Here is a 17460-nt window from a genome sequence, read left to right on the forward strand (position 1 = left end):
GCGCGTGGTCGGGCAGCAGACCGTCGGCCAGGGCCTGCGCGAGCGTCGGTGCGGCGGTGTCCTTGTCCGAGAGCACCGGCTCGATCCCGGACGGCCACGGCAGGGCCAGCTCCGGGTCCAGCGGGGTGATCCCGTGCTCGGCCGCGGGGTTGTAGGGCGTCGAGCAGAGATAGGCGACGACCGTGTCGTCGGCCAGCGCCATGAACGCGTGCCCGAGGCCCTCGGACAGGTACACCGCGCGCATCGAGCCGCCGTCGAGCTCGACGGCCTCGGAGCGCCCGAACGTCGGCGACCCCACCCGCAGGTCGGTGACCACGTCGAGGATCGAACCGCTCGCGCAGTAGAGGTACTTGGCCTGCCCCGGCGGGGTGTCGGCGAAGTGCACGCCGCGGATCACCCCGCGGGCGGACACGCTGTGGTTGGTCTGGGCGACGGTGAGGTCGAACCCGAGTGCGTCGCGGAACGGCGCCCCCTGGAACGGCGCCACGAACACCCCACGCGGGTCCGGGAACACGGCCGGCTCGAACAGCCACGCCCCGGCGATCGAGAGCTCGGTCGCCCTCACCGGCCGGCTCCGGCCCGCGCCTTGAGCGGCTCCCACCACGCCCGGTGCTCGCGGTACCAGTCCACGGTGGCCGCCAGCCCGTCGTCGAACGAGGTGGCGGGGGCGTAGCCCAGCTCGTCGCGGATCTTCGTCCAGTCCACCGCGTAGCGGCGGTCGTGCCCGAGCCGGTCCGGCACCCGCTCGATCATCGACGCGGCGTCCGCGCCGACGGCGGCGAGCAGCCGGTGGGTCAGGTCGACGTTGGTCAGCTCGGTCCCGCCGCCGATGTTGTAGACCTCCCCCGCGCGCCCACCCGCGGCGACCAGCGCGATCGCGCGGCAGTGGTCGTCGACGTGCAGCCAGTCCCGGACGTTGAGCCCGTCGCCGTAGAGCGGGACCGACTTCCCGTCGAGCAGGTTGGTCACGAACAGCGGGACGACCTTCTCCGGGAACTGGTGCGGCCCGTAGTTGTTCGAGCACCGGGTGACGCAGACGTGCATGCCGTACGTGCGGTGGTAGGAGCGCGCCAGCAGGTCCGACCCGGCCTTGGACGCCGAGTAGGGCGAGTTCGGCTCGAGGACGTGGTCCTCGGTCCAGGACCCCTCGGCGATCGAGCCGTAGACCTCGTCGGTGGACACGTGCACGAACCGCGCGACGCCTGCGTCCAGCGCGGCCTGCAGCAGGACCTGGGTGCCCCCGACGTTGGTGGAGACGAAGTCCGCGGCACCGGTGATCGAGCGGTCCACGTGCGACTCGGCGGCGAAGTGCACGACCAGGTCCACCCCGGACATCACCCCGGCCACCCGGTGCGGGTCGCGGATGTCCCCGCGCTCGACGACGAGACGTTCCGACCCCGCCACCGGCTCCAGGTTGGTCATGGTGCCCGCATAGGTGAAGGCGTCCAGCACGACTACGTCCGCGCCGGCCAGCGACGGGTAGGCGTCGCCCACCACCGAGCGCACGAAGTGCGAACCGATGAACCCGGCTCCGCCGGTCACGAGTACCCGCATCGTCCTCCCTCTGCAGTGCACAGCGCCCTCGGAGCCCCTGGCTGACCGGCCCGGCGACCAGCGTGTCAGAGTCCGCCCGAGCCATGACGGCGCGGGCCGTCGCCGGCACGGAGCCGGCGGTCACGAGAGGAGCGGGTGTGCGAGCGATCGTTCTCGGTGCGGGTGGGCAGCTCGGACGGGCCCTCGTCGCCGCCCTGCCCGGTGCCCTCGCCGTCACCCGGGGGCAGCTCGACATCGGCGACGCGGCCGCGGTCGACGCGTTCGACTGGACCCGGTTCGACACCGTGTTCAACGCCGCCGCCTACACCGCCGTCGACCGGGCCGAGACCGACCGCGCGGCCGCGTGGAGGGCCAACGCGACCGGCCCGGCGAACCTCTCGCGCGCCGCCGTGCGGCACGGGCTGGCCCTCGTGCAGGTCTCCACCGAGTACGTCTTCGACGGCACCACCGCCGGCCCGATCCCGGAGGACACCCCGGTGTCCCCGGCCGGCGTCTACGGCGCGTCGAAGGCGGCGGGCGAGGTCGCGGTGGCCGCGGTCCCGCGCCACGTCGTGGCCCGCACCAGCTGGCTCGTCGGCGACGGGCACAACTTCGTCGCCACGATGCTCGGGCTGGCCGGGCGCGGGGTGTCCCCGGCCGTCGTCGACGACCAGATAGGGCGCCCGACGTTCACCGCCGACCTCGCGTCCGCGCTGGTCGCCCTGGCCGGCGCCGAGCCGGGCGTCTACCACGTGACCGGCGACGGCGAGCCGGTGAGCTGGGCCGGTCTCGCCCGGGAGGTGTTCGCCCACGCCGGGCGCGATCCCGGCGACGTCCGCCCGGTGAGCACCGCCGAGTACACCGCCGACCGCCCGGGAACCGCACCCCGACCGGCGAACAGCGTGCTCGACCTGAGCCGCCTGACCCGCGCCGGGATCACCGTCCCGGCCTGGCGCGACTCGCTCGCGGCCCACCTGGGCGGAGCGCAGCGGTGACCAAGGGGATCATCCTGGCCGGCGGCACCGGGAGCCGGCTGCACCCGCTCACCCGCGCGGTGTCCAAGCAGCTGCTCCCGGTCTACGACAAGCCGATGATCTACCACCCGCTGAGCACGCTGATGCTCGCCGGGATCCGGGAGATCCTGCTCATCTCCACCCCGCACGACCTCCCCGGCTTCCAGCGCCTGCTCGGCGACGGCCACGAGATCGGCCTCGAGATCACCTACGCCGAGCAGCCGCAGCCCAACGGCCTGGCCGAGGCGTTCCTGATCGGCGCCGAGCACGTCGCCGGCGGGCCGTCGGTACTGGTGCTGGGGGACAACATCTTCCACGGCCCGTCGTTCTCCGCGCGACTCAAGACCGCCGTCGACGACGTCGGGTCCGGCCGCAGCGGTTGCGTGCTGTTCGGCTACCCGGTCCGTGACCCGCGGCGCTACGGCGTCGGCGAGGCGGACGCGGACGGGCGGCTGATCTCGATCGAGGAGAAGCCGGAGCACCCGCGCTCGGACCGCGCGATCACCGGCCTCTACGTCTACGACGCCGGAGTCGTCGACATCGCCCGCTCGATCTCCCCGTCCGCGCGCGGCGAGCTGGAGATCACCGACGTCAACCGGGTGTACCTGGAGCAGGGCCGCGCGCGGCTGACCGACCTGGGCCGCGGCTTCGCCTGGCTCGATACCGGCACGCACGAGTCGCTGATCGAGGCCGGGCAGTACGTGCGCGTGCTGGAGAACCGGCAGGGCGTGCGGATCGCCTGCATCGAGGAGGTCGCGCTGCGGATGGAGTTCATCGACGCGCAGCAGTGCATGGCCCTGGGGCTGGCCCAGTCCGGTTCGGGCTACGGCGAGTACGTCGTCGAGGTGGCGCGGTCGTTCGGGGCCAGCGGCTGAGCGGTGTCCGGAAGGACGGAGACTGCCCTACCGTCCCGCCGCATGGGGGCCGACCTCGACGACGTCCACCAGCCGATCGATCCCGACGAAGTCCCCGACGTTCACGGTGAGCAGCGGGATACGGGCCGCCGCAGCCGTCGCCGCGATCTGAAGATCCAGACGGCGGGGGCGCGGATTCCGGCCGGCAGCCCGCACGAGGGTGGCCAGCACCCCGTAGAGCTTGGCCTCCTCCACACCGAAGGGAATGACCTCGTAGTTCTGCACGACATCCTGAAGACGCGCGGCACGCGCTTCCTGCTCTGCGGGATCGCCGGTGTCCAGCCCGTAGGCCATTTCGGCGACCGTCACGGCGCTGACCGCGAGCTGCTCGTCCTCCTCGATCAGACCGTGCTCGAACCGCTCGATGTCGATGATGACGCAGGTGTCGAGGAGAACTGTCATTCGTCGATGTCATCCGATCCGAAGATCAGATCGGCTGCTGCCCTGTCGCGGTACCATTGATCGACATCAATGGGCGGAAGGCGGGCGGCGCGTTCACGGGCCTCCCGCAACGTGGTCACCTTCCTACGCGCAGGGGCATGCGGCAGGAGGTCGGCGACCGGACGCCCGTTGCGAGTCACCACGAAGCTCTCTCCCGCCTCGACCCGGCGCATGATGTCCGCGTTGTCGTTGCGCAGCTGCCGCTGCCCGATGGTTTCCGCCACCTCGACAGCATAGCCTGCTGTAGCACAATTGCGCTACAGCTCGCTCGCGCCCGTCGTGCGCTACGCGCTCATTCGACCGTCACCGACTTGGCGAGGTTGCGTGGCCGGTCGACGTCGTGTCCGAGGTGGCGGGTCGTCTCGCGGGCGAAATGCTGCAGGGCGATGACGGACTCGAGGGGGCCCCACGGGGGTTCGTGGTCGGCGGCGGCGACCGGCACGTCGGCGTCCTCGCCAGGCCCGATGATGATCAGCCGGGCGCCGCGGGCGGCCATCTCGCGGCCGTTGACGGCCAGCCGATCGAGGGGGCGGGCCTGCACCAGGATCACCGGCGTGCCGGCCTGGATCAGCGCGAGGGGGCCGTGCTTGAGTTCGCCGGCAGGCAGTGCCTCCACCCATCGGTAGGCGAGTTCCTTGAGCTTGAGCGCGCCCTCGAAGGCATACGGCACCCCGGCGCCGCGAGAGGTGTAGATGAACGCCGGGTGCATCGCGAGGCGCCGGGCCAGGTCCCGGGCCGGGCCGGCCGAGAGCCGGTGAGTGGCTGCCATGCGGGCCGGGACCTGGGCGAGCTGGTCCTCGAACCCGACGAGCTCCCCCACGCTCAGGCGCCCGAGCGCCGAGGCCAGGCTCAGCGCCAGGGCGGATCCGGCCAGCACCTGGTTGGTGAACGACTTGGTCGCGGCGACCCCGAACTCCGGGCCGCACCCGAGCCCGAGCACGGCGTCGGAGCGCCGCGCCAGGGTGGACTGCGGGTTGTTGGTGACGGCGAGCAGCGGGTCGTGCCAGTGATCGAGTGCGGCCAGGACGTCGGCGGTCTCGCCGGACTGGGAGAACGCGATGGTGAGCGTGTCGGGTTCGGCAGCGTCGGCGGTGGCTTCGCTGGCGATCACGACCGTGGCGGGGATGCCGGCGACGGTGGCGAGCACGCGGGCGGTGACCCGGGCGGCATAGGCCGAGCTGCCGCATGCAACCAGCCGGATCCGCTCACCGGTGGGGAGGCCGAGATCGTGGAGCAGTGCGCCGCGCGCGAGGCGTCCGGCCACGGTCGCGATGAGGTGCTCGGCGGCGGCGGGCTGGTCGTCGATCTCCTTGGCGGTGAAGTCGTCGGCTCCGCCACGGTCGGCGGGCGCCGCCGGCGGCTCGGCCGGCCGGCCGGGGCGCGGGGTGGTGACCGCGCGGCCCGTGTGGTCGAACCAGCCGTGCCGGTCGCCGAGGACCACGATGTCGCCCTCGGCGAGTTCACGCACGGTGTGCACCTCGGTGGCGAACCCGAGCTGGTCCGAGGAGGCCATCGTGAAATCGTCCCCCTCGCCGACCAGCAACGGGCTGCGGTGGCGTGCGAGCACCACGGCGTCGAGCCCCCGCACGGTCACTGCCAGCGCCCACGAGCCCCGCAGCCGGGCCGTGGCGGCTCCGACCGCCGCGACGACGGCCGCCGCGGTCGGCCCGGCGCCGGTGGTGATCGGCGAGAGGTGGCTCTCGACCAGGTGGGCGACGAGTTCGGTGTCGACATCCGATGACAGCAGGTGGCCGGCGGCGGTCAGCTCGGCGGCGAGTTCGGCGGCGTCGTCGAGAGTCCCGTTGTGGACGACCGCCACAGTCCCGGTGCAGTCGACGTGCGGGTGGGCGTTGGCCACCGTCGGTGCCCCGTGGGTGGCCCAGCGGGTGTGGGCGATGCCGGTGCAGCTGACCTGCCCGGCCGCGGGCAGGACCGCGGCGAGCTCGGGGAGTCGTCCGGCCGCGCGGTAGACCTCGACCGGGTGGCCGTCGCCCGGATTGAGCGCGACCCCGGTCGAGTCGTAGCCGCGATACTCGAGCCGGGACAGGCCCTGCAGCAGGGCCGGCAGGGCCGGGCGCAGCCCTCGGTAGGCCACGATTCCACACATGAGGCGCTCCACTTCGATCGAACGGGTGGGACGACACCCACGCAGGTGGCGGGATGCCGAGGGACACCTCACCCGAGGTGGCGCACCTCGGAGTTGCCGTACCGGGGCCCCTCGGCGGGTGGGAACACGCCTGCCCGCACGGCCGCGACGACGGCGTTGAGCGACTCCTTCACCGTGTGCTCGGGTGCGAACCGCAACCGGTCGGCGATCTTGTCGAAGCAGACGCGGTAGTTGCGGGGATCGGTGTCGCCGGCGCGGTACTCGACGGCGGCCTCGGGCAGCTGCGCCCGGAGCTCCTCGACGATCATCCGTTTGGTGAACTGTTGGGAGTTGCCCCCCACGTTGAACACCTCCCCGTCGACGTCCTGGCGCGGCGCGAGGAGCACCTGCATGATCGCTCGGGAGATGTCGCGGACATGGCAGTACGGGCGCCAGGTGTCGGCGTCGTAGACCAGCAGCGACTCGTCGGAGGCCAGCGCCCGGGCGAACTGTGACACGGTGAGGTCGAAGCGCATCCGGGGCGACATCCCGTACGCCGTCGCCAGCCGCAGTACGGTGCCGGCCACGTCGCCGGTGCCGGCGAGCACGTGCTCCTCCACGTCGATCTTCGTTCGGGCGTAGAGCGACTGCGGGTTGAGCACGCTGTTCTCGGTGGCGGGTGTGTCCGGATCGTGGACGCCGTAGTTGCTGCACGTGGACGTGAACACGAACCGGGCGACCCCCAGCGGCCCGAGGCTGTCGATGGCCCGGATCGTCGCGTCTCTGTTCACCTGAGCGGCGAGCTCCCGGTACGCCCGGCACACCGGGTCACCGACGAGCGAGGCCAGCAGCACGACGTCGTCGGCGCCGGCGGCGGTCCGGCCGAGTTCCTCGGTGTCGCGCAGGTCGCCGCGCACCACCGTGAGCCGGTCGTGGTCGAGCAGGTGGTGCAGCGCGAAGCCGTTGTCGTAGACGAGCTGGTCGAACACGGTGACGTGCGCGCCGGCATCGAGCAGCCGGCCGACGAGGACCGAACCGATGTATCCCGCGCCGCCCACCACCACGACGCGGTGGCCGGTCATGTCGGACGTTGTCATGAAGCGACCTCTCGGCTCGGTCGTCCGGTGGTGCGGCCGAGCGCCTCGGCCAGCGTCGCGACGACTCGGCTCACGTCCGCTTCGGTGAGCCGTGGGTGCAGGGGCAGGGTCAGCTCACCGTCGGCGAACCGCTCGGTGCGCGGGAGCGACAGCGCCCCGAACCGGCGCCGGTAGAAGTCGAACCGGTGGATGGGTGCGTAATGGACACTGGTCTGCACCCTGCTCCCGGTCATGGCCGCGACCACCGACCGGCGGTCCGCGCCGGGCGGCAGCAGGACCGGGAAGAGGTGCGCCACGGTGGGGTCGGGCCGGTCGAAGGGCACGAGCACCTCCGGGAGCATCTCGGCGAGCAGCTCCCGATAACGGGTGCTCAGCCCGCGACGGCACTCGTTCCACTCCGGCAGCCGCTGCAGCTGCACCAGACCCAGCGCTCCGCGCAGCTCGTCCATCCGGCAGTTGGTGCCGCACTCCACGACGTCGTAGGCGGTGGTGCGACCGTGGACCCTGTCGAGCGTCCCGGTCGTCATCCCGTGCGCGCGCATCAGCCGCATCCGTGCGCGCGGTGCGTCCCCACGAACGAGGACCATCCCACCCTCGCCCGTGGTGAGGTTCTTGTTCGCGAAGAAGCTGAAGGCCGCCGCGTCGCTGTACACACCGACCGCGCCGGTCGCCCCGGCCGCGTGGGCCGCGTCCTCGAACAGGAACAGCCCGTACTCGTCCGCCAACCGGCGCCACGCCGGAACATCCATCGTGTAGCCGGCGTAGTGCATGATCAGGATCGCGCGCGTGCTCGAGGTGATCCGGGCGCGTGCCTCCTCGATCGACATGTGCGGCCGCTCGGGGGCCTCGATGTCGACGAAGACCGGCGTCGCGCCGGCCGCCACGACGACGTTGGCGGTGGCCACGAAGCTCAGCGACGGTACGAGCACCTCGTCACCGGGACCGATCCCGAACGTCGCCAGCACGACCTGCAGGGCGGCGGTCGCCGAACTCACGGCCACGGCGTCCTCGACGCCGTGCATCCGGGCGAATGCCTGCTCGAACGAACGGACCCGCTCCCCCATGGCCAGCCACCCGCTGTCCACCACCTCGGCGAGCGCCCGCTTCTCCGGCTCACCCAGCACCGGTGCGCCGAGCTCGATCAGCGGGGGTGTCGCGAGCGTCGTCACTGCGGGCCCGGGAGCGCGCTCGCCGCCTGCTCCTGCGCCCGTCGCAGGTCCTCGATCCGGCCGATGTCGATCCAGGTGCCCTCGTGCTCGTACACGTTCACCGGGGTGCCGGTGCCGAGCATCGCGAACATCAGCTGGTCGAAACCGAACGGGCCGGAATCCGGAACATGGTCGAGGACCTCCGGTTCCATGAGATAGATGCCGGTGCTGACCGAGTACTCCTGGGTCGGCTTCTCCCGGAACGTGCTCACCCGGCCTCCGGCGTGCTCGAGCACGCCGTAGGCGATGCTCACCCGCTGCCGGGTCACGACCACGGTCATCGGGGCCGGGTGTTCCCCATGGGAGTCCACGACGTGCTGCAGCGACAGGTCGATGAACACGTCGGAGTTGGACACGAAGAACGGCCCGTCCAGCCGGTCGCGCATCCGGCTCAGCGGCCCGATGGTGCCCAGCGGCTCGGACTCCTCGACGTACTCGATGTCGAGCCCCCACCGCCTGCCGTCGGCGCAGTAGCTCCTGATCAACGGGCCGAACTTGCTGACCGTGATCATCACTCGCTTGACCCCGACGTCGCTGAACTGCCGGAGCAGATTGTCGATCACGGTGTCCTCGCCCACCGGCATGAGCGCCTTGGGCAGGACGGTGGAATAGGGCGCCAGCCGGGTTCCTTGCCCACCGGCTTGGATCACAGCTTTGAGATCGTCCATCGCCGAACCTCCGGAGCGTCGAACTGCTAAGCGTGACGGTCGTCATGCCCAGTAGTTCCGTTACACCGGGCACAGCAGACTTCGGGGAACCGCTTTACGTATCCGACCGGCAAGACCCGCACCCGGTAGCCATTACGACGCGCACGAGGCGACGAATCTCGTGGTCACGCGGCGGCCGGACAGTCGAATCGATCATCCTCCCACCCGCCGTGATCCATAACTCGTCGATTCCGGCGCGCTCGGGTAACGAAGTTCCGCGATCACACGAGTAGGCCGTCACATCGACGTCGCTGTGAGGTCTCAATGGAACGAGGCGCGGATCTCGCGCAAGGGTTCATTCGTATCGATCAACGCCGGTCCGACCACTCGGGGAACTCCGACGAAGCCACGTTCCCGGTTCCCGAGATCAAGCCCCCCGGGCGCCGACAGGACACCCGTCGGCCCAGGGCCGGCTGGCTCATGGCCGCGGACGTCGCCGCGTGGGCCTGTGCCGTCACGGTCGCCGTCATCCTCCGGCTCGAGCTCGACGTCAGCCGGATCGAGCCTGGCGCCCTGGTCCGGATCGGGCTCGTCGCCGCCGCGGCCCAGCTCGTCGTCGGCGGCGTGTCGTCGGTCTACAACGGGCGGTTCGTCACCGGCTCCTTCGAGGACACGACCCGCGTCGCGGGGTCGGCCGTCGTCGCCGGGCTGATCACCTTCGCGCTCAACACCCTGGCCGATCCGCAACTGATCTTCCTGTCGGTGCCGCTCGGAGCCCTTCCCGTCGGGCTCGCGCTCACCGTCGGTGGGCGGGTGGCGCTGCGGGTCCACCGGGAGCGGCGCGCCCGGTGCACCCGTGCCGGGACACGACGGGTCATCGTGTTCGGCTCCGGTCACGACGGTCGGCACCTGGTCCGCGCCATGCTCGACGACCCCTCGGCCGGATGTGTGCCGGTCGCGCTGCTCGACGACGACGTCCGGCTGGGCGGGACGCGGATCCACGGAGTGCCCGTCCGCGGCACCCGATGGGACATGTGGACCGCGGGGCAGGTGCTCGACGCCGACCTGCTCGTCGTCACCGGCCGTCCGGCGGACGGGTCGGCGGCGACGCAGCTCAGCCGCCTCGCGGCCGAGGCCGGGATGGCTGTGGCGGTGGTACCGCCCCTGGTCGAGCTGGTCCGGCTCCGGTCCGCCGTCGCACCCGTCGATGCAGCTGTACAGCCCGGTCCGACCGACGGGGAGCCGGCCGGCAGCGGGACATCGAGATCGAGGGGGCCCGGACGGGCCAAGAGGCTGCTCGACGTCCTGGTCTGCTCTGTCCTGCTCCTGGCCGCGGTCCCGGTGATGGCCGTGATCGCCCTGGTCCTGCGCGTGACCGGGGACGGCCAGGTCCTGTACCGGGCGTCGCGGGTGGGGCGGAACATGCGCCCGTTCACGATGTACAAGTTCTCCGGCATGGTGCCCGGCGACGACGGGCCACGGGTGACGACGTCCGACGACATCCGGATCACGCCGGTCGGCCGCCGGCTGCGGGCGAGCAAGCTCGACGAGCTCCCCCAGCTGTTCAACGTGCTGCGCGGCGACATGAGCCTGGTCGGGCCCCGTCCGGAGGATCCCCGCTACGTCTCCCACTACACGCCCGAGCAGCAGCGCGTGCTGACCGTCCGCCCGGGCATGACCGGCCTGGCGTTCCTCCGCTTCGGGCACGAGCAGCTGTTCATCGCGCGGGCGAAACCGGCCGACGTCGAGCGGTACTACGTCTGCGAGATCCTGCCGCGCAAGCTCCGGATCGAGCTCGAGTACCTCGAGAACTGGAGCTTCGTCGGCGACCTGCGGATCCTCGCCCGGACCCTGATCGGAATCGTCACATGAGCGGCGACACGCTGCCGGCCGTTCGGATCTCGACGTCGGCCGACGTCTCGGACTCGGCGGAGATCGGCCCGGGGACGATGATCTGGGAGCTCGCCCAGGTCCGCGAGCACGCCGTGATCGGGCGTGCCTGCGTCCTCGGCCGGGGTGCCTACGTCGGTCCGGGCGTCGCGGTCGGGGACCACACGAAAATCCAGAACCAGGCGCTCGTGTACGAGCCGGCGCGCCTGGGCACCGGGGTGTTCGTCGGTCCGGCCGCGGTCCTGACCAACGACCAGTACCCGCGCTCGACCGACCCGGACGGGCGGCCGAAGTCCGCCGCCGACTGGACCCCGGTGGCGGTGCACGTCGGGGACGGCGCCTCACTCGGCGCCCGCTGTGTCTGCGTCGCACCCGTGACCATCGGCCGCTGGGCGATGGTCGCCGCGGGCGCCGTCGTGGTCGCTGACGTCGCGGACTTCGCCCTCGTCGCCGGTGTGCCAGCGCGGCGGATCGGGTGGGTGGGGCCGGCCGGGACGCCGCTCGTCGAAGGGCCCGAGGGCACCTGGTCCTGCACACGAACCGGGCAACGATTTCGCGAAGAGGAGGGACGCCTGCATGAGCTCCACACTTGATCGGGCCGAGATCGAGGCGATACCGAGGACCGGACTGGCGATCGGGCCGGAGGAGCGCGCCGCCGTGCTGCGCGTCATGGCCTCCGGGATGATCGCCCAGGGCCCAGAGGTCGCGGCGTTCGAGACCGAGTTCGCGTCCACCGTGGACGGACGTCCCTCGGTCGCGGTGAACTCCGGGACGAGCGCCCTGCTGCTGGGGCTGCTCGCCCTGGGTATCGGGCCCGGGGACGAGGTCGTCGTTCCGTCGTTCACGTTCGCGGCGACCGCCAACGCCGTGGTCCTCACCGGAGCCGAACCGGTGTTCGTCGACATCGAGCCGCAGCACTTCGGCGTCGCCCCCGACGCGGTGTCCGCGGCCATCGGCAGTCGCACGGCGGCCATCGTGGCCGTACACCTCTACGGGCACCCGGTCGCCGACGAGCTCGCGCGGATCGCCGGCGCGCACGGCCTGGCGTTCGTCGAGGACGCCGCACAGGCTCACCTGGCCACGGCAGGAGGGCGTCCGGTCGGGACGTTCGGGGACCTCGCGGCGTTCAGCTTCTACCCCACCAAGAACATGACCAGCGGGGAGGGCGGCATGGTCGTGTGCGCGGACGAGGCGACGGCGCGACGTGTCCGGTTGCTGCGCAACCAGGGCATGGAGCAGCGGTACGCGAACGAGATCGTCGGCTACAACGCCCGGATGACCGACCTGCACGCCGCGATCGGCCGGGTGCAGCTCCGGCGGCTGCCCGGCTGGACCGCGGAACGGCGCCGCAACGCGAAGTACCTGACCGACACGCTCGCCTGCCTCACCACGCCCGACGAGCTGGGGCTGCCCCGCGTCGCCGACGGCGTCGCGCCTGCCTGGCACCAGTACACGGTGCGCGTCCCGGGCCGGGACGGTGTCCTCCGGTCCCTCGACGAACGTGGCGTTCCGACAGGTGTCTACTACCCGACGCCCTGCCATCGGCTACCCGCCTACGACCTGCACCTCGACCTGCCCGAGACCGCCGCAGCCGCGGCACAGGTGCTGTCGGTGCCGGTGCATCAGGCGCTGACCGGCTCGCAGCTCGAACGGGTCGCGCTCGGACTCGCCGGGGCGGTGCGGGCATGACCAGGACACTTCGGGCCGGCCTGATCGGGCTCGGCGCCATGGGCCGTAACCACGCGCGGGTCCTCCAGTCGCTGCCCGACATCGAGTTCGTGGGTGCGGTGGACCCGCTCGATCCGCCGCAGCCGCGTGCCCTGCGGGTCGAGGTCCTGTCCGGCATCCGCGAGCTCGTGGAACGCGGCACCGACCTGTGCGTCGTGGCCACGCCGACGCACACCCACGAGGCCATCGCCCTGGAGCTGGCCGAGGTCGGCATCGCCACGCTCGTGGAGAAGCCGGTCGCGCACGACGAGAAGGCGGCGCAGCGGATGGTCGACGCCTTCGACGCCGCCGGCGTGGTCGGCTGTGTCGGGCACATCGAACGCTACAACCCCGCCCTGCAGGACATGCGTCGCAGGCTGGCGCGCAACGAGCTCGGCGAGGTCTTCCAGGTCGTCACCCGGCGGCAGGGCCCGTTCCCGGCACGCATCGCGGACGCCGGCGTCATCCTCGATCTGGCCACGCACGACATCGACCTCACCGCGTGGGTCACCGGCTCGCCCTACCGGTCGGTCTCCGCCCGGGTGGCGCACCGCAGTGGACGCATCCATGAGGACCTGGTCAGCACGGTCGGCGAGCTGGCCGACGGCACGGTGGTGACCCACCTGGTCAACTGGCTCTCCCCGCTCAAGGAGCGCGTCACGACGGTCACCGGTGAGTACGGCTGCTTCGTCGCCGACACCCTGACGGCGGACCTGACGTTCTTCCAGAACGGCTCGGAGTCCACCGAGTGGGAGCGCGTCGCCGTGTTCCGGGGGGTCTCCGAGGGCAACGTGACCCGCTTCGCGATCCCGAAACCGGAGCCGCTGGTCACGGAGCTGTCGAACTTCGCCGACGCGGTCCGGGGCGAGCCCGCCGACGTCGTCACGATGGCCGACGGCCTCTGCACCGTCCAGGTGGCCGAGGCGTTGCGCTCCTCGGCCATGACCGGGAGGACGACGGAGGTGATCCGATGAAGGTCACCGTGGTCGGCCTCGGAAAGATCGGGCTCCCGCTCGCGGTGCAGTTCGCGCTCGGTGGCCATCATGTCGTCGGCGCCGACGTCGACGACGGCGTGGTCTCCACCGTGCGGGCCGCCCGCCCGCCGTTCCCGGGGGAGGCCGAGCTGGTCGAGCGGCTCGGGCAGGTCGTCGGTGAGGGCCGGCTGGAGGCCACCGCCGACACCACCTCGGCGGTGGCGGTGAGCGACGTGGTGGTGACCGTCGTCCCGCTCTACGTCGACGCCGACGGGCGACCCGACTTCCGCGCGCTGGACGCGGCGACCGCGAGCATCGGCGCCGGCTTGCGGCCCGGGACGCTGGTCAGCTTCGAGACCACCCTTCCGGTGGGCACCACGCGGGACCGCCTGGCACCGCTGCTCGAACGCACCAGCGGGCTCACCGCGGGCGCGGACTTCTTCCTCGCCTTCAGTCCCGAGCGGGTGTCGTCCGGACGGGTCTTCGCCGACCTCGCGCGCTACCCGAAGCTGGTCGGCGGGGTGGACCCGGAGAGCGGGCAGCGTGCCACCGCGTTCTACGCCGACGCGCTGACCTTTGACGAGCGGCCGGACCTCGCCCGTCCGAACGGCGTGTGGGATCTGGGATCCGCCGAGGCCGCGGAACTGGCCAAGCTCGCGGAGACGACCTACCGCGACGTCAACATCGGGTTGGCCAACCAGTTCGCGTCCTATGCGGACTCGATCGGGGTCGACTTCGGCGCCGTGGCGCGGGCCTGCAACTCGCAGCCGTTCAGCCATCTCCACCAGCCGGGTATCGCCGTCGGCGGTCACTGCATCCCGGTCTATCCGTGGTTCTACCTGGCCGGGGACCCGGACGCGACGATCGTCCGGGCCGCCAGGGCCGCGAACGCCGACATGCCGGACCGCTGCGTCGACCGCCTCGCGAAGGCCTGTGGCGGCCTGGGCGGATCGCCGATCGCGGTGCTCGGGGCGTGCTACCGGGGCGGCGTGCGGGAGACGGCGTTCTCCGGCGTGTACCCGGTCGTGCGCGCGCTCGAGCGCCACGGCGCCGAGGCGCTGGTCCACGATCCCCTGTACACGCCCCTGGAGCTCGACGGGCTCGGCCTGCGCGCGTACCGCCGGGGCGACCCGGTCGTGGCGGCGGTGCTGCAGGCCGACCACCGGGAGTACCGGTCCTGGACCCCGGCCGACCTGCCGGGCGTCCGGGTGGTCCTGGACGGCAGGCACGCGCTCGATCCGGCGCGATGGCCCGGGGTCGAGATGCTCTCGCTCGGCGGTGGCCCGATGTAGCCGCCGGCATCACGATCGCGGGCAGGCGGCCGGGCCCTCGTCCCGCGATCACGGGGCTCGCTCGTAGACCCCGATGTCGAACCCGGCGCCCTGAGGTCGCGGCGCTTCCTCGACATCCTCGGCCGGGGCGCCCACCGACGTTCCGGTGTCGACGTTCGGACTGTCCGCGCGCAGGTGGTAGTCCCCCGCGCCGTCGATCCGGAAGTCCCGGAAGCCGGGCTCCGCGGTGACGGTGCCCGTCTCCGCGCCCGCCCGGAGGGAGAAGCCGCCCTCGGCGTTGGCGTGCACGTTGTTGTGCAGGTACCTGTTCGACGCGGCGGTGGCCCCACTCTCCCGGATCCCGTACGCCCCGTTGAACACCGCGATGTTGTTCGACACCACCATGTCCCCGGCCGCCACGTCGCCGTAGTTCGGACCATCACCCTGCCCGATCAGGATCCCGCCCTCATCGTTGTCGAACACCAGGTTGTTCGCGATCACCAGACTGTTGCAGTTGTGCCAGCAATGGATACCGAACCCGGCATTGCCGTAGGAGATGTTGTTCAGGACCCGCCCACCGGGATGACCCGGGTAGATCCCATGATCGAGCGACGAGTCACCACACCCGTGCACGACATTGCCGATGACGTCGATGTCACGCAGCGCGTAATCGACCTTGTACGTGGACAGACACGTCCCCGCCCGAAACCCGTGGACGTGGTTACCCACCATCCGGACGAACGAACCGGTGTCGAGCAACCCGTCGACGTTGGTACCCGAGATGTCGAAACCCCTGATATCGACGTGGTCACCGTCATTGCGCCAGACCTGCTCGTCCTCGCCGTCACCGACCAGCTTCGCCCCCCATCTCACCTCCGACACGTAGGTGACCCGGGCGTCCGGGCGGCCGCTCCTGCCCGTACGGAACGAACCGGCATAAGTACCGGGAGCCACGACGACCGTCGTACCGGGCACTGCGGCCTCGGCCGCCGCCTCGATCGTCCGCAACGGCGCGGCGCTCGTACCGGGGCCGTCGTCGTCGCCGGTCGGGGAGACCGTCAACACGGGTAGGGCGGCCCCCGGATACGGGGGCGGGTTCGCGACCGACGACGCCGCCGCCCGATACGGAGGGTCGACGGGGCCGCTGACCTGCAGCGCGGACAACGCGGCCACCGAGACGATGATCGCCGGCGCCAGCAGGGAACGTCCCCGGCCCGACGCCCGTGGCGTCATCGGCAACCCACCGCGCACGAGACGCCCCCACAGGTCCACTCCGGTTCGGTGAGAGGCACAGTAGGTAGGCGGGACGTGGTCGCCGATGGTTCGTACCCGACCCGGCGACACCCGATCGGGGACGCTCGTCAGGGGCGCTCGTACACGCCGATGTCGTAGTTGCCGCGCTGCGGTCGGGGTGTCCCTGCGATGTCCCTCCCCGGCGCTCCGTCCCGGGTTCCGGCGTCGAGGTTGGGGCTGGAGTCGGCCAGGCGATAGTCACCGGAGCCGTCCCGTTCGAAGTCCAGGAACTCGGGGTCCCTGGCGATCGTGTCGATCTCGGTGCCCGTCTGCAGGTCGAGGGCGCCCTCGGCGTTGCCGTACACGTTGTTGTGCAGGTACCTGTTCGACGCGGCGGTGGCCCCACTCTCCCGGATCCCGTACGCCCCGTTGAACACCGCGATGTTGTTCGACACCACCATGTCCCCGGCCGCCACGTCGCCGTAGTTCGGACCATCACCCTGCCCGATCAGGATCCCGCCCTCATCGTTGTCGAACACCAGGTTGTTCGCGATCACCAGACTGTTGCAGTTGTGCCAGCAATGGATACCGAACCCGGCATTGCCGTAGGAGATGTTGTTCAGGACCCGCCCACCGGGATGACCCGGGTAGATCCCATGATCGAGCGACGAGTCACCACACCCGTGCACGACATTGCCGATGACGTCGATGTCACGCAGCGCGTAATCGACCTTGTACGTGGACAGACACGTCCCCGCCCGAAACCCGTGGACGTGGTTACCCACCATCCGGACGAACGAACCGGTGTCGAGCAACCCGTCGACGTTGGTACCCGAGATGTCGAAACCCCTGATATCGACGTGGTCACCGTCATTGCGCCAGACCTGCTCGTCCTCGCCGTCACCGACCAGCTTCGCCCCCCATCTCACCTCCGACACGTAGGTGACCCGGGCGTCCGGGCGGCCACTCCTGCCCGTACGGAACGAACCCGGGTACGTACCCGGGGAGACGATCACGGTGGTGCCCGGACCGGCCAGCGACGCGGCCCGCTCGATCGTGCGCAACGGGGCCCCCCGGGTCCCGGGGTTACTGTCGTCGCCACCCGGCGAGACGATCAGGCTCGGCCCTGCGGAGGGCCGGTAGGGGGGCGAGCTCGGCACCGTCGGGAACCCGGTCGGTGGTTGCGTCGATACCGGGGCGGACGAACATCCGGCGGCGACGAGCACGACCGCGGCAACCGAGGCCAGGATCGGGCGTAGGCGACCTGCGGAACGGGGTCCGGCCACCCCGCGCCGACCCCGCGGTCCCTCTTTCGCGGCTACCACCTCGCGCACCGTCCCAGAATTGTCAGCGATCGGATTCGCGAGGAACGTGCCCAGCATAGAAGCGATCGGCTGTAGGTTTCCTGTGAGTTCTGGACGTCGCCCACCTCTGCGATGCGACGAA

17 protein-coding genes are annotated in these 17460 nt (G+C 71.3%); 7 read left to right on the plus strand and 10 right to left on the minus strand.

Annotated elements, in window-relative coordinates:
* The coding region (locus I4I78_RS03760; protein WP_218609763.1) for a dTDP-4-dehydrorhamnose 3,5-epimerase family protein at positions 1-565 on the minus strand (565 nt) is incomplete at its 3' end.
* Entirely contained in the window at positions 562-1554 is a 993-nt protein-coding gene (rfbB, locus tag I4I78_RS03765; RefSeq protein WP_218609764.1) for a dTDP-glucose 4,6-dehydratase, read from the minus strand. The genes rfbB and I4I78_RS03760, both read right to left, overlap by 4 nt.
* A 137-nt stretch (positions 1555-1691) precedes the next feature.
* Between rfbB and rfbD the strand changes: the two genes are divergently transcribed.
* Positions 1692-2528: a dTDP-4-dehydrorhamnose reductase gene (gene rfbD, locus I4I78_RS03770; RefSeq protein WP_308251881.1), complete on the plus strand. Its 837-nt coding sequence runs from the start codon at positions 1692-1694 to the stop codon at positions 2526-2528.
* Entirely contained in the window at positions 2525-3421 is an 897-nt protein-coding gene (gene rfbA / locus I4I78_RS03775; protein ID WP_218609765.1) for a glucose-1-phosphate thymidylyltransferase RfbA, read from the plus strand. The genes rfbD and rfbA overlap by 4 nt, the downstream gene beginning before the upstream one ends.
* 27 nt (positions 3422-3448) lie before the next feature.
* On the opposite strand, the gene I4I78_RS03780 is transcribed toward rfbA, so the two are convergent.
* The 6 genes from I4I78_RS03780 to I4I78_RS03805 all read right to left on the minus strand — a co-directional run bounded on the left by I4I78_RS03780 (position 3449) and on the right by I4I78_RS03805 (position 8960).
* Complete coding sequence (locus I4I78_RS03780) at positions 3449-3862, minus strand: PIN domain-containing protein (RefSeq protein WP_218609766.1); 414 nt, start codon at positions 3860-3862, stop codon at positions 3449-3451.
* Positions 3859-4125, minus strand: coding sequence for a type II toxin-antitoxin system Phd/YefM family antitoxin (locus tag I4I78_RS03785; protein ID WP_218609767.1), 267 nt, complete (start codon positions 4123-4125; stop codon positions 3859-3861). Before I4I78_RS03785 ends, I4I78_RS03780 begins: the two co-directional genes overlap by 4 nt.
* A 68-nt stretch (positions 4126-4193) precedes the next feature.
* Positions 4194-6008, minus strand: coding sequence for a glutamine--fructose-6-phosphate transaminase (isomerizing) (gene glmS / locus I4I78_RS03790; RefSeq protein WP_218609768.1), 1815 nt, complete (start codon positions 6006-6008; stop codon positions 4194-4196).
* Positions 6009-6076: 68 nt separating this feature from the next.
* The gene (locus I4I78_RS03795; protein WP_218609769.1) at positions 6077-7084 is read right to left on the minus strand and encodes an NAD(P)-dependent oxidoreductase; all 1008 of its coding nucleotides are present in this window, start codon (positions 7082-7084) and stop codon (positions 6077-6079) included.
* The gene (locus I4I78_RS03800) at positions 7081-8253 is read right to left on the minus strand and encodes a DegT/DnrJ/EryC1/StrS aminotransferase family protein (RefSeq protein WP_218609770.1); all 1173 of its coding nucleotides are present in this window, start codon (positions 8251-8253) and stop codon (positions 7081-7083) included. Before I4I78_RS03800 ends, I4I78_RS03795 begins: the two co-directional genes overlap by 4 nt.
* Entirely contained in the window at positions 8250-8960 is a 711-nt protein-coding gene (locus I4I78_RS03805; RefSeq protein WP_218609771.1) for a sugar phosphate nucleotidyltransferase, read from the minus strand. The genes I4I78_RS03800 and I4I78_RS03805 overlap by 4 nt, the downstream gene beginning before the upstream one ends.
* Before the next feature lie 459 nt (positions 8961-9419).
* Between I4I78_RS03805 and I4I78_RS03810 the strand changes: the two genes are divergently transcribed.
* Genes I4I78_RS03810 through I4I78_RS03830 form a run of 5 tightly spaced genes read left to right on the plus strand, consistent with a single transcriptional unit; the run spans position 9420 to position 14802 of the window.
* Positions 9420-10811 carry a sugar transferase gene (locus I4I78_RS03810; RefSeq protein ID WP_218609772.1) on the plus strand — a complete coding sequence of 464 codons (1392 nt, stop codon included), beginning with the start codon at positions 9420-9422 and terminating at the stop codon, positions 10809-10811.
* Entirely contained in the window at positions 10808-11422 is a 615-nt protein-coding gene (locus I4I78_RS03815) for a DapH/DapD/GlmU-related protein (protein WP_218609773.1), read from the plus strand. Before I4I78_RS03810 ends, I4I78_RS03815 begins: the two co-directional genes overlap by 4 nt.
* On the plus strand, positions 11406-12518 hold the full coding sequence (locus I4I78_RS03820) for a DegT/DnrJ/EryC1/StrS aminotransferase family protein (protein ID WP_218609774.1): 1113 nt from the start codon (positions 11406-11408) through the stop codon (positions 12516-12518). Before I4I78_RS03815 ends, I4I78_RS03820 begins: the two co-directional genes overlap by 17 nt.
* Positions 12515-13510 (plus strand): Gfo/Idh/MocA family protein, encoded by a 996-nt coding sequence (locus I4I78_RS03825; RefSeq protein WP_218609775.1) that lies wholly within the window; start codon positions 12515-12517, stop codon positions 13508-13510. Before I4I78_RS03820 ends, I4I78_RS03825 begins: the two co-directional genes overlap by 4 nt.
* Positions 13507-14802 (plus strand): nucleotide sugar dehydrogenase, encoded by a 1296-nt coding sequence (locus I4I78_RS03830; protein WP_218609776.1) that lies wholly within the window; start codon positions 13507-13509, stop codon positions 14800-14802. Before I4I78_RS03825 ends, I4I78_RS03830 begins: the two co-directional genes overlap by 4 nt.
* Positions 14803-14850: 48 nt before the next feature.
* Here I4I78_RS03830 and I4I78_RS03835 read toward each other — a convergent pair whose 3' ends face one another.
* The gene (locus I4I78_RS03835; RefSeq protein ID WP_218609777.1) at positions 14851-16014 is read right to left on the minus strand and encodes a right-handed parallel beta-helix repeat-containing protein; all 1164 of its coding nucleotides are present in this window, start codon (positions 16012-16014) and stop codon (positions 14851-14853) included.
* A 128-nt stretch (positions 16015-16142) separates the two neighbouring features.
* Positions 16143-17396: a right-handed parallel beta-helix repeat-containing protein gene (locus tag I4I78_RS03840; RefSeq protein WP_226379039.1), complete on the minus strand. Its 1254-nt coding sequence runs from the start codon at positions 17394-17396 to the stop codon at positions 16143-16145.
* Between the last annotated feature and the right edge of the window lie 64 nt (positions 17397-17460).

Source organism: Pseudonocardia sp. KRD291 (assembly GCF_019263595.1).
GTDB lineage: Bacteria > Actinomycetota > Actinomycetes > Mycobacteriales > Pseudonocardiaceae > Pseudonocardia.